General features: G+C 38.0%; 13 protein-coding genes. 11 read left to right on the top strand and 2 right to left on the bottom strand.

What is annotated here, in order from left to right:
- Nucleotides 1-18: 18 nt before the first annotated feature.
- The 8 genes from SFC32_RS01385 to SFC32_RS01350 all read left to right on the top strand — a co-directional run bounded on the left by SFC32_RS01385 (nucleotide 19) and on the right by SFC32_RS01350 (nucleotide 7,424).
- Nucleotides 19-735 carry a YebC/PmpR family DNA-binding transcriptional regulator gene (locus tag SFC32_RS01385; protein WP_024343611.1) on the top strand — a complete coding sequence of 239 codons (717 nt, stop codon included), beginning with the start codon at nucleotides 19-21 and terminating at the stop codon, nucleotides 733-735.
- A gap of 175 nt (nucleotides 736-910) precedes the next feature.
- The gene (locus tag SFC32_RS01380; RefSeq protein WP_411049477.1) at nucleotides 911-1,597 is read left to right on the top strand and encodes a gamma-glutamyl-gamma-aminobutyrate hydrolase family protein; all 687 of its coding nucleotides are present in this window, start codon (nucleotides 911-913) and stop codon (nucleotides 1,595-1,597) included.
- Nucleotides 1,598-1,622: 25 nt separating this feature from the next.
- The gene (locus tag SFC32_RS01375) at nucleotides 1,623-2,420 is read left to right on the top strand and encodes a transporter substrate-binding domain-containing protein (RefSeq protein ID WP_411049498.1); all 798 of its coding nucleotides are present in this window, start codon (nucleotides 1,623-1,625) and stop codon (nucleotides 2,418-2,420) included.
- On the top strand, nucleotides 2,417-3,562 hold the full coding sequence (locus SFC32_RS01370; RefSeq protein ID WP_411049478.1) for an amidohydrolase: 1,146 nt from the start codon (nucleotides 2,417-2,419) through the stop codon (nucleotides 3,560-3,562). Before SFC32_RS01375 ends, SFC32_RS01370 begins: the two co-directional genes overlap by 4 nt.
- Before the next feature lie 105 nt (nucleotides 3,563-3,667).
- Nucleotides 3,668-4,510, top strand: coding sequence for an amino acid ABC transporter substrate-binding protein (locus SFC32_RS01365; protein WP_411049479.1), 843 nt, complete (start codon nucleotides 3,668-3,670; stop codon nucleotides 4,508-4,510).
- 107 nt (nucleotides 4,511-4,617) lie between these two features.
- Nucleotides 4,618-5,496, top strand: coding sequence for a MetQ/NlpA family ABC transporter substrate-binding protein (locus SFC32_RS01360; RefSeq protein ID WP_074564328.1), 879 nt, complete (start codon nucleotides 4,618-4,620; stop codon nucleotides 5,494-5,496).
- Between the two features lie 170 nt (nucleotides 5,497-5,666).
- Nucleotides 5,667-6,731: a methionine ABC transporter ATP-binding protein gene (locus SFC32_RS01355; protein ID WP_039696367.1), complete on the top strand. Its 1,065-nt coding sequence runs from the start codon at nucleotides 5,667-5,669 to the stop codon at nucleotides 6,729-6,731.
- A complete protein-coding gene (locus tag SFC32_RS01350; protein WP_039696368.1) occupies nucleotides 6,732-7,424 on the top strand; it encodes a methionine ABC transporter permease in 693 nt (230 codons plus the stop codon).
- Nucleotides 7,425-7,463: 39 nt separating this feature from the next.
- Here the strand turns inward: SFC32_RS01350 and SFC32_RS01345 are convergent, their stop codons facing one another.
- Nucleotides 7,464-7,904 (bottom strand): Rrf2 family transcriptional regulator, encoded by a 441-nt coding sequence (locus SFC32_RS01345; protein ID WP_411049480.1) that lies wholly within the window; start codon nucleotides 7,902-7,904, stop codon nucleotides 7,464-7,466.
- A 178-nt stretch (nucleotides 7,905-8,082) separates the two neighbouring features.
- Here SFC32_RS01345 and SFC32_RS01340 point away from each other — a divergent pair, with 178 nt between their 5' ends.
- Nucleotides 8,083-8,712 (top strand): NAD(P)-dependent oxidoreductase, encoded by a 630-nt coding sequence (locus SFC32_RS01340; RefSeq protein ID WP_411049481.1) that lies wholly within the window; start codon nucleotides 8,083-8,085, stop codon nucleotides 8,710-8,712.
- A 46-nt stretch (nucleotides 8,713-8,758) separates the two neighbouring features.
- Here the strand turns inward: SFC32_RS01340 and brnQ are convergent, their stop codons facing one another.
- A complete protein-coding gene (brnQ, locus tag SFC32_RS01335) occupies nucleotides 8,759-10,132 on the bottom strand; it encodes a branched-chain amino acid transport system II carrier protein (protein ID WP_074868386.1) in 1,374 nt (457 codons plus the stop codon).
- Nucleotides 10,133-10,450: 318 nt separating this feature from the next.
- On the opposite strand from brnQ, the gene sstT reads away from it, so the two are divergent.
- Entirely contained in the window at nucleotides 10,451-11,671 is a 1,221-nt protein-coding gene (sstT, locus tag SFC32_RS01330) for a serine/threonine transporter SstT (protein WP_074626240.1), read from the top strand.
- A gap of 182 nt (nucleotides 11,672-11,853) precedes the next feature.
- A complete protein-coding gene (locus SFC32_RS01325) occupies nucleotides 11,854-12,402 on the top strand; it encodes an ECF-type riboflavin transporter substrate-binding protein (protein WP_006532926.1) in 549 nt (182 codons plus the stop codon).
- The last annotated feature ends 135 nt before the right edge of the window (nucleotides 12,403-12,537 follow it).

Below are 12,537 nucleotides of genomic sequence, written 5' to 3'. Positions count from 1 at the left end.
TTACAAAGGAGACTACCCATGGGACGTAAGTGGGCCAATATTGTTGCCAAAAAAACTGCCAAAGATGGTGCTAACTCAAAAGTTTACGCTAAATTTGGTGTTGAAATCTATGTAGCTGCTAAAAAAGGTGAACCAGATCCAGAATCAAACTCAGCTCTTAAATTTGTACTTGAACGTGCAAAACAAGCACAAGTTCCAAAACACGTTATCGACCGCGCAATCGATAAAGCAAAAGGTAATACAGACGAAACTTTCGTTGAAGGTCGTTACGAAGGATTTGGACCAAACGGTTCAATGATCATCGTTGATACTTTGACAAGTAACGTTAACCGTACTGCTGCTAACTTGCGTACTGCATTTGGTAAAAACGGTGGTAACATGGGAGCATCTGGTTCTGTATCTTACATGTTCGATAAAAAAGGTGTTATTGTCTTTGACGGTGACGATGCAGATAGCATTTTTGAACAATTGCTAGAAGCTGACGTTGATGTTGAAGACGTTGAAGCAGAAGACGGTGTTGTTACTGTCTACACAGCTCCAACTGACCTTCACAAAGGTATCGAAGCTTTGCGTGCTAACGGCATCGAAGAATTCAAAGTTACTGAACTTGAAATGATTCCTCAATCAGAAGTAACTCTTGAAGGTGAAGACCTTGAAACATTTGAAAAACTTGTTGACGCTCTTGAAGATGATGAAGACGTTCAAAAAGTTTACCACAACGTATCTGATTTCTAATCTGATAGTATAAAAAAGAGGACATCCAGTCGAAAGACTGGGTGTCTTTTTTGGTTATAGCTAGAGCCTATCTCCCTGATAAAAAATAACTATTGGTAATCTTTGGGGATTTGGTTTACAATATTTCTAACTTAGAAAGTGGCTTCTTATAATTGATAGAAAGTGGGGTGCTTGTATGGAGAAAGTTATTGTTGGCATTTCGGGAAATATCAAAGAACTTCCAGCACGGTCTGGTTTGCCATATGATATGGTGTCAAGACGTTTATCTGACGGGGTCAAGGAAGCTGGGGGGCTTCCGATTGTCATTCCTGTTGCTAGTCCAGACTTGGCTAAAGATTACATCGACATGATTGATAAACTAATCCTATCAGGTGGTCAAAACGTAACTCCTGAGTTTTATGGTGAAAGAAAATCAATTGACAGTGATGATTATAGCTTGGAACGTGATGAATTTGAGCTGGCTTTGATTAGAGAAGCTTTGAAGCAAAAGAAACCGATTTTTGCAGTTTGCCGCGGTATGCAATTGCTTAATGTTGCTTTGGGTGGAACCTTGAACCAAAAGGTTGAACACCACTGGCAAAAAGAGTTTTCAGGGACATCACAAGAAGTGGAGATTCTACCAAATAGCCGTGTTAGTAAGTTAGTTGCTAATGGTGCTTGGGTTAATTCTTTTCACCAACAAAGTGTGAAAGAGTTGGCGCCGAGCTTGGTGGCGACAGCACGTGACCCACGTGACGGCACGATTGAAGCTTATGAAAGTAAGGATGGAGCCCCCATTTTAGGCTTCCAATGGCATCCAGAATTACTGTTAGAAAAAGCAGAAAGCCGGAAGATTTTTGACTATTTAGTACGGCAACTGTAGTTTTAGTGGAGTTTGAGGTATGAAAATGAAAAAAAGTTTATTAGGATTAACTATTTTATTAAGTGCAGGACTGACAGTTCATGTTGAGGCAGCTGATCAGAAAGCTGTCGTTGCCACAGCAGGGGATATCAAACCTTTTTCTTATCAAAATACTAAAGGTCAACTGACTGGCTATGATATTCAAGTGATTAAATCAGCTAGTAAATACATTGACGGTTATGAGTTTACTTTTAAAAAGACAGCTTGGGATTCTATTTTTGTTGGGTTAGATAGCGATATTTATCAAGTGGCTGCTAATAATCTATCTTACACGAAAGAACGTGCAAGCAAATATCTTTATTCTGTGCCAATTGCCAAAAATCCGCTGGTGCTAGTCACTAAGGATGGTTCTGACATTAAGTCACTTGATGATATTGCTGGTAAGGTCACCCAAGATGATACGGGAACATCAACAGCAAAATTTGTCGATGATTGGAATAAGAAGCACAGTGACTCGCCATCAACAATTGAGTACTCGGGTGAGGATGTAACAAAACGTTTGTTAGATTTAGATAGCGGAGAATTTGATTATTTAATCTTTGATAAAATTTCCGTTGAGACGATTATCAAGCAAAAGAAACTCGACTTGACTGTTACTGATTTAAAAACAGATGACAATCCAAATAATTATATTATTTTCTCAAGTGACAGCAAGAAGTTGAAGTTAAAATTTGATAAAGCAGTGAAAAAACTTTATGATAAGGGTGTCTTAGAGACGTTAAGTCAAAAATATTTAGGTGGTAGTTACTTACCAGATAAGCAAGCAATAGAGGAGTCAAAATGACATCAGATTTTTATGCTAAATTAGCCGCAGTTCGTCGTAGAATTCATGCACATCCAGAAATCTCGGAGAATGAATTTGAGACGACTGCTTTTTTGAAAGACTATATTTCAAAACTTGGTATTCGAATTCTTGAGACAGATTTGCCGACAGGTTTTATCGCAGAGATTGGTCAAGGAGAGCCTGTTATTGCTCTTCGTGCAGATATTGATGCTCTTCCTATCAAAGAGAAGAATACCTTTGATTATGCCAGCCAGAACGGCGCTATGCACGCTTGTGGGCATGATTTTCACCAGACTAGTCTTTTAGGCGCTGCTGAGATTTTAAAAGCAAAAGAAGAGCAGCTAAAAGGAACTGTGCGCTTGATTTTTCAGCCAGCTGAAGAAGTGTCAGTTGGTGCGTATCAAGTGATTGAAAATGGCGGTCTTAAGGATGTTTCAGCTATTATTGGTTATCATAATTATCCTCATTTGAAACCTGGAGAAATCGGGCTTCGCTCAAAAGCTATCATGGCAGCGGTCGATAAGTTTAAAGTCACTGTTAGTGGTGTGAGCGGGCATGCTGCGCGTCCAGATTTTGGGACAGATACGGTCTTGGCCATTACAACTATTGTCAATAATCTTCAGGCGATTGTCAGCCGTACGGTATCGCCTTTTGAGCCTGCAGTCTTGTCAGTGACACACATTGATGTGGGCAGCGCGTGGAATGTCATGCCAGAATCAGGTTATTTTGAAGGGACAATGCGCTCATTTTCTGCGGAGACACGTCAGCATTTGCGTGAGTCATTTACTAAAATTATCGAAAATACAGCTGACCAATTTGCGGCTCAAGTATCGATTGAATGGGGCAAAACGCCGACATTAACTTTTAATGATGAAGAGTTAACCCCCTTAATTGCTAAAAATTCTGAGCGATTTGCCAAGGTTTTAGAAGTTGAACCTCTGACCATTGGTGAGGACTTTGCGGCTTATCAAGAGAAGATTCCAGGTGTTTTTGCTTTGATTGGAAGTAATGGCGATGAAAATGCGGCAGGGCTTCACCAAGATACTTTTACGGTCAAAGACGAAGCACTCAAAACAGCCGTGCAGTATTTTGTTGAGAATGCTCTTTATTTGCTAGATTATTTTGCAAAGGGAAAAGACTAGCTGGGTGATAAGATTTCTTTATCGCGGTGATAGAATTTAAGTATTTGTTAAGAAGTCGCTTGGATGTTAAGATGTAAGCAACTCTTAAAGAAGGTAGGAAACGATATGACGATTATGAAAAAAATGCTAGGAATAACAGGACTAGCTCTCGTCTCAGCAACGCTTCTTGCAGCTTGCTCATCAAAGTCATCATCATCAGATGCATCATCTGATAAGAAAGAGCTGACTTTTGCGACAGTTGGAACGACAGCACCTTTCTCTTACGAAGAATCAGGTAAACTAACTGGTTATGATATCGAGGTGGCAAAAGCTGTCTTCAAAGAATCTGATAAGTACAAAGTGACTTTCAAGAAGACAGAGTGGTCATCTATTTTCACAGGACTTGATTCTGGGAAATATCAGCTTGGCGGCAACAATATCAGTTATACCAAAGAACGTTCAGCAAAATACCTTTATTCTTATCCAATCGGGTCAACACCATCAGTTTTGGTAGTGCCAAAAGACTCAGATATTGCTTCATACGATGATATTGCAGGACATTCAACACAAGTGGTTCAAGGAACAACAACAGCAGCACAGCTTGAAAAATTTAACACTGAGAATAATAGCAAACCTGTTAACCTCAACTACACTAACGAAAACATTACTCAAGTTTTGACAAATCTGAATGATGGTAAGTTTGATTTCAAGATTTTTGATGCTCCTACGGTAAATACCATTATTAAAAATCAAAAATTGAATAATTTGAAAACTATCGAGTTGAAATCTGATGAACAACCATTCATTTATTTCATTTTTGGGCAAGATCAAAAAGATTTGCAAAGCTTTGTTAATAAACGTTTGAAGACCTTGCAAAAGGATGGGACTTTGTCAGACTTGGCACAGAAATATCTTGGCGGAGATTATGTCCCAAACGCGAAAGACTTGACGGTTCCATCAGAAAAATAATTTAGTTATAGTTTAAAACTATAACTAAACCTTGATTTTAACAATTTGAAACCTATAACTAATTAGGTTAGAATGAAATCACGAGTTAAAGGAGAGAGGAAATAGATATGAAATTAAAAAAATTACTTGGATTGGCTAGCGTAGCTCTTGCCTCAACACTTTTATTGGCAGCATGTGGTGGTTCAAAATCAGCTTCAAATGATTCAAAACTTAAAGTTGGTATCATGACTTTGGATGATGCAACTGAACCACTTTGGGATAAAGTCAAAGAATTGGCTAAAGACAAAGGCGTGGAAATCGAATTGGTTGAGTTCACTGATTACAACCAACCAAACGAAGCTCTTCAAAATGGTGAAGTTGACGTCAATGCCTTCCAACACAAATATTTTTTGAACAACTGGAACTCTGAAAACAAAGGAACTTTGGTAGAAGCCGCTGACACACTTCTTAGCCCAATCCGTATCTTCTCAGGTACAGAAAATGGCAAAGCTAAATACACTGATGTCAAAGACATTCCTAACAAAGCAACTATCTCAGTTCCAAATGATGCTTCAAACGAAAGCCGTGCTCTTTACCTTCTTCAATCAGCAGGTTTGATTAAATTGGACGTTAATGGTGACGAACTGGCAACAATCAAAAACATTTCATCAAATCCTAAAGATTTAGATATCAAAGAAGTTGATGCTGCACAAACGGCTTCAACATTGTCATCAGTCGATGCAGCTATCGTTAACAACTCTTACGCTCAAGCAGCAAAAGTTGATTACAAAACAACACTTTACAAAGAAGCAGTTGATAAAAACTCAGATCAATGGGTCAACGTCATTGCAGCTCAAAAAGATTGGAAGAAATCTGATAAAGCTAAAGCTATCAAGACTTTGATTTCAGTTTACCAAACTGACGAAGTTGGTAAAGTCATCCAAGATGCTTCAAATAACGTTGATATCCCAGCATGGAAGGGTGCAAAAGTTTCTTCTAAAGACTAAAGGATTTTATTGAAGATTTAGAGCTGGCGTGTGTGAAACACGCCATTCTCTATTTTTAAAAACAACAGAATATGGTAGAATATGATGTTGGAAAGTTTTGAAAATTGTTTTAAAATGATAGAATTGATAAAACAATAAGTGAGTAAATCTTGAGGAGTTGAGTAAGAGTTATGACAAAACCGATTATTAATTTAGAGCATATCGATATTACTTTTCGCCAGAAAAAACGTGTGATTGAAGCGGTAAAAGATGTTTCAATTGCGATTAATAAAGGCGATATTTATGGAATTGTTGGGTATTCTGGTGCCGGAAAATCAACTTTGGTACGTACGATTAATTTGTTACAAGCCCCAACAGCAGGAAAAATCACAATTGGTGATGATGTGACATTTGCGGATGGAAAAGTTCAATTAAAAGGAGCTGCCCTTCGTCAAAAACGTCAAAAAATTGGGATGATTTTCCAACACTTTAATTTGATGGCACAAAAAACAGCGCGCCAAAATGTAGCATTTGCTCTTCGTCATTCAAAATTAAGCAAAGAAGAAAAAGATCAAAAAGTTGCTGAATTGTTGGAATTGGTAGGTCTAGCCGATCGAGCTGAAAACTATCCATCACAATTATCAGGTGGTCAAAAACAACGTGTGGCGATTGCGCGTGCGCTTGCTAATGACCCAGAAATTTTGATTTCTGATGAATCAACATCAGCTCTTGACCCAAAAACAACCAAACAAATTTTGGCACTATTGCAAGAATTGAACCAAAAACTTGGTTTGACAGTGGTTATGATTACTCACGAAATGCAAATTGTGAAAGACATCTGCCACCGTGTCGCTGTCATGCAAAATGGTCGCTTGATTGAAGAAGGATCAGTTCTAGACATCTTCTCAAATCCTAAAGAACCATTAACACAAGAATTTATTAAAACAGCAACTGGTATTGAAGATGCCTTGGTTAAAATTGAAAAACAAGCTATTGTACAAAATCTGCCAAAAGATGATTTGCTTGTTCAATTGAAGTACGCTGGAACATCAACTGATGAACCAATTCTTAACCAAATCTACAAACAATTCGAAGTTACAGCTAATATTCTTTACGGAAATATTGAAATCTTAGATGATACACCAGTTGGTGAGATGATTGTTGTCTTGTCTGGTGAAGCCTTTGCACTGGCGGGTGCGCAAGAAGCTATTGTTGCTGCTGGAATCGAATTAACAGTATTGAAAAGAGGTGCCTAAATGATTGAATGGATTTCTACAAATATGCCTGATGTTTACCGCATTGGCTGGGAAGGGACAAATTCTTGGTCAGATGCCTTTTCAGCGACTATTTACATGACAGGTTGGTCTTTTGTCATTGGTGGTCTTTTAGGACTTGTTATGGGCTTGTTTTTGGTTCTAACAGGACCAAATGGCGTTTTGAGCAATCGTTTTGGTTTTAAAGTTTTGGATATTTTCACGTCAATTGTGCGTGCCATTCCATTTATTATCTTGCTTGCGATTTTAAAAGGTTTCACTTATGCTCTTGTTGGAACTAACCTTGGTAAAACAGCGGCTTTGATTCCTTTGTCAGCAGCGACATTTGCCTTTTATGCTCGTCAAGTCCAAGTAGTCTTTTCTGAAATGGACAAGGGAGTTATCGAAGCGGCACAAGCTTCTGGTGCGACACTTTGGGATATCGTCAAGATTTACCTTAGCGAAGGTTTGCCAGAATTGATTCGTGTGTCAACTGTGACTCTTATCTCACTCATCGGTGAAACAGCAATGGCTGGTGCCATCGGTGCTGGTGGTCTTGGTTATATTGCTATTTACTACGGATACAACCGTTCAGCAACGGATGTCACAATTATCGCGACACTATGTATCTTAGTTCTTGTCTTTATCATTCAATTTGTCGGTGATTTCTTAACCAAAAAACTTAGTCATAAATAAACTAAAGCACTTCTGCGAACAACAGAAGTGCTTGTTTATTTATTTCTGATTACTGGCAATCTTTTTATCCATATCCTCAATCAGGCTTGCTAGGTTAACGGCTTTTAGAGAGGCATTGAAACTTTCTTGAATCTTGTCAATGCGCGGTTGAAGAACTGAATTAACCACACGACCAACAGGACAATTTGGATTGGTATCATCACTAGCTTTGAAAATCGGTTTATTCTTATCTTCAACAGCTTGGAAGATATCCCAAAGTGTTAGTTCTTCAGGTTTCTTTGTTAAATGAGCTCCGCCAACACCAGCTTCGACTTTGACTAAGTCAGCTTTTTGCAATTTTCCTAGTAAGTTACGCACAATAACAGGGTTAGTCTGGATACTTTTAGCTAGAAAAGTAGAAGTCACTTTTGCTTCATTTTCAAAATGATAAATGGCTAACAGAATATGAACGGAAGTTGCTAGTCGAGTTGAATAGGGCATTTTTTCTCCTTATGGGAATTTAGTTAAGCTCATTATAGCATATTTGAGCTGTCATTAAAAAAGTTACAACTTTTTGTTGTAACTCTTGACATTACAACTAAATGAAGCTATACTGTAAATGTGGTTGTAACAAAATTAGTTACAACTCAAAAATTATTTATTTTTCGGAGGAATCATTATGAAAATTGCAGTAGTTGCCGCAAATGGTAAAGCAGGTCGATTAATTGTTGAAGAAGCGCTTAATCGCGGACATGATGTCACAGCAGTTGTTCGTAGTTCTAATAAATCAAAAGCTCAGAAAGTTATTGAAAAAGACTTATTTGACTTAACAAAAGAAGATTTGGCAGGGTTTGATGTTGTGGTTGATGCTGTTGGATATTGGAAAGAAGACCAGCTTCATCTTCACAGCGATTCGCAAAAACATTTGGCTGATTTGCTTTCAGGTACTGACACACGTTTGATGATTGTCGGTGGTGCAGGAAGTCTTTATGTCAATCCTGAACATACCGTGCAATTGGTTGACACACCAGAATTTCCTGCTGTTTTCAAACCATTGGCTAATGCGCAACGTCAATCATTGGCAGAAATTCGTGAACGCAATGATATCAAATGGACATTTGTTAGTCCAGCAGCAGATTTCCAAGCTGACGGTAACCGTACAGGGCAATATATTATTGCTGGTGAAGAATTGACATTCAACGACAAGGGTGAAAGTGCTATTAGCTATGCGGATTATGCTCTTGGATTTGTTGATGAGATTGAAAATGCCAAACACATTCAAGAACGTATTAGTTTACTTGGAAAATAAACAACAAAAAAGCCAACCCTCGTTATGAAGGTTGGTTTTGCTATTATTAAGCTTTTTTAGTCTTGTGTAGGATAAATCCAACAATGAATCCAACGATGGCAAAGCTAATCCATTCAAGGGAGAATTGTCCAAGTGGAACGAATCCATTGAAGAAATTAACAAGGCTTGCTGGTAGGCTGAAAAGTCCAGTCATTTTAGCAAGTGTTGAGAGGGCATCGTAAAGAGCAGGAATGGCTGCAAAGCCAATGGTAATTTGGTAAACGATGCGATCTTTTTTGAAGAATTTTGATAGCAAGGCTAAGAAGATAATAACGACTGTTAATGGATAGAGCAAGTAAAGTACTGGAAGTGACCATTTGATCAATTCAGAAAGACCACCGAAGTAGAAGAATAGTGCAATCAAAGTGAAGAGAGTTGCCCAAGAAACGTGAGAAACTTTTGGTTGCAATTTGTGGAAGTACTCTGCACAGGCAGTAATCAAACCAGTTGCTGTTGTTAAGCAAGCAAGGAAAATAGCTGCAGCAAGGATGATTTGTCCGATACTTCCAAGATAGAAGTGAGCTGCTTGTCCAAGGATGTTACCACCATCGATTGCTTCACCTTTAAACATAAAGTGTCCGTTAGAAAAATCAAAGAGATTTTGTGATGAAGCTCCGATACGAGCTACAAAGATATAAATAAGAGCAAGTAGTACAGTAGCAATTAATCCTGATTTGAAAGTAAGTGTAGCAACTTCAGCTTTTCCTTTTGCTCCGTGTGATTTGCTAGCGTCGATAACGATAATGGCAAAGGCTAGTGAAGCAAGGGCATCCATTGTTCCATAACCTTGAATGAGTCCCGCAACAAATGGAACATCTTTAAAGGCATTACTGATATCATTGGCAGCGTTGTAAGCTGTTCCGATATCACCAGCTGGTTTTACAAATGAAGCTACGACTAAAATTGCGATGATAATCAAAAGTGCAGGTGTTAGGTATTTCCCGATACGGTCTGCGATTTTATTTGGTTTAATCGCTAAGAAGTAAGAAATACCAAAGAAAACCAAACCGTAGACTACTTTAGCAATCAGATTGTCACCAAAGATAGGTTCAATACCGATTGAAAATGAAGTAGCACCCGTTCTTGGAATGGCAAAGAATGGCCCGATTGATAAGTAAAGTGCGATTGAAAATAGCAAAGCATAGTGACGAGAAACTGGACGTGCAAAATCTTCAATATCACTCGCACCTGAATAGGCTACTGCGACTACCCCTAAAAGCGGAAGGGTCACACCAGTTAAACAGAAACCAAGAATGGCTAATGCAAGGTTACTACCAGAATATATCCCTAAAAAGGCGGGATAAATCAGATTACCTGCCCCAAAGAATAAAGCAAATAACATGAAACCGATGATAATATAGATATTTTTGACAGGTTTCATTAATGTCCTCCTAATAAACAAACAAGATGATATTTTGCTTAGTTAAACTCTCTCATTAAGCAAAATAATGTGCAGCTTATTATATCGAACTCCATTTCTAACGTCAATAGAAGAAAATCGCTGTTTTTTTGCTAAAAAGCTGACATTTGTTGTCATATCAAGGATAAGCCATGTTAGAAATAATCACAAAATTTTCAAAAAATTGAAAAAATCCATCTTTAAAGCGCTGTCATGGCATAAAAACTCCCATTATTCGTTTGACGAAGCGCTTGTTTTATATTATGATTAAAACCGTTAATATTTTTTTGAGGAGCTACCATGAAACGATTTATTAATGTTTGGAATAGAACTAGTCTCATCAAACGAATCATCATTGGTGTTATTCTTGGATTTATTTTAGGAATGACTCTTCCTAAGGTTTCAGCTATTGGTATCCTAGGTGATTTGTTCGTTGGTGGGCTTAAAGCGGTAGCGCCATTACTTGTCTTTGTTTTGGTTGCTAGTGCATTGTCACAAAATGAAAAGGGACAAAAGACCAATATGTCAACGATTATTGGACTTTATCTTGTTGGGACCTTAGCAGCTGCCCTAGTAGCAGTTGTGGTGAATTACCTTTTCCCAATCACTCTGACCTTGGATACTGCCACGCAACCAAAATTGTCATCTCCGGAAGGAGTTGGGCAAGTTTTCCACAGTCTTCTACTAAAAATGGTTGATAACCCAATTAATGCATTGGGAACAGCTAACTATATCGGTGTATTGACTTGGGCTGTTATCTTTGGTCTTGCTTTTAGAAATTCAAATAAAGAAACGAAAGAGCTTTTACAAACCATCGCTGATGTTACGTCACAAGTGGTTCGTTGGATTATTAATTTAGCACCATTTGGTATTTTAGGCCTTGTCTTTAAAACAATTTCAGATAACGGGGTTAAGATCTTAGCAAACTATGGTTTCTTGATTTTAGCTCTTGTGGGGACAATGCTTTTTGTAGCTTTAGTAATTAATCCGTTTATTGCTTTTCTCTTCATGCGCAAAAATCCATATCCATTGGTTTTCCGTTGCTTGAAAGATTCTGGATTGACAGCTTTCTTCACACGTAGTTCTGCAGCTAACATTCCCGTTAATATGAAACTTTGTGAAGAGTTAGGCTTGAACAAAGATACTTACAAGGTATCTATCCCACTTGGTGCTACAATCAATATGGGTGGTGCTGCCATCACAATTAATGTTTTGACACTTGCTGCGGTTAATACGCTAGGCATTCACGTCGATTTTCCAACAGCTTTCTTGCTAAGTGTTTTATCAGCTGTGTCTGCTTGTGGAGCATCAGGAGTTACTGGAGGCTCACTTCTTCTAGTACCAGTTGCATGTAGCTTGTTTGGTATTTCAAACGACCTTGCAATGCAAGTAGTTGGTGTCGGATTTATTGTTGGGGTTGTTCAAGACTCATGTGAAACAGCCCTAAACTCTTCAACAGATGTTCTCTTTACAGCAGTTGCTGAAAAATCTGTTTGGGGTAAAAAGAAAAAAGTTAATTAATACTAGATAGCTGGGCGAAAGCTCGGCTATTTTTTATATAAAGCCCTTTTATGACTAGTTCAAATAAATAAGCGTCTTTAAAATGTCCTTTATTTGTGGTAAAATAAAACGGCGTTAAAATAAGGTTTCTAAAGCATTATACTTAGAAAAATAGATAAGTTTATTATAAAGGAGAATAAGTCATGAAAAATAATTCAATCAAGACTGTTGTGGCTACAGGGATTGGTGCTGCACTGTTTATTATCATCGGAACATTGGTTAATATTCCAACACCAATTCCAAATACAAATCTTCAATTGCAATACGCAGTGGTTGCTCTATTTGCCGTTGTTTATGGTCCAACTGTTGGATTCTTTTCTGGCTTTATCGGACATGCTTTGAAAGATGCTCTTCAATATGGTTCACCATGGTGGACATGGGTCCTTGTGAGTGGTTTGATTGGTCTAGCTATCGGGCTTGTGGCTAAAAAAATCAAGATTGAAAAAGGTCAATTAACTGAAAAAGATTTGGTATGGTTTAACAGTGCACAAATCCTAGCTAATGTTATTGGTTGGGGCATCATTGCACCGTATGGTGACATTTTGATTTATAGTGAACCAGCAAGTAAAGTCTTTACTCAAGGTATTCTATCAGCTGCTATTAATAGCTTGACAATTGCTATTGGTGGGTCATTGCTTTTAGCTGTCTACTCAAAAACACGTACACAATCAGGTAGTCTAACAAAAGATTAATTTTTTTGAAAAGCAGGGCTAGGAGTTCTGTTTTGGCTATCACATAGCATTCTAGTATTATGCAGGCTCACATGCGAGCCGTTTTTAACGGGGTAGGATGACAAGGTTATCCTACTCTTAATCATTTTTTAGGAG

The sequence above is a fragment of the Streptococcus sp. TATVAM-FAB8 genome (assembly GCF_046592795.1).
GTDB lineage: Bacteria > Bacillota > Bacilli > Lactobacillales > Streptococcaceae > Streptococcus > Streptococcus ruminicola.
Note: the sequence above shows the minus strand (reverse complement) of the source record. Positions and strands in the feature narration are given on the sequence as shown.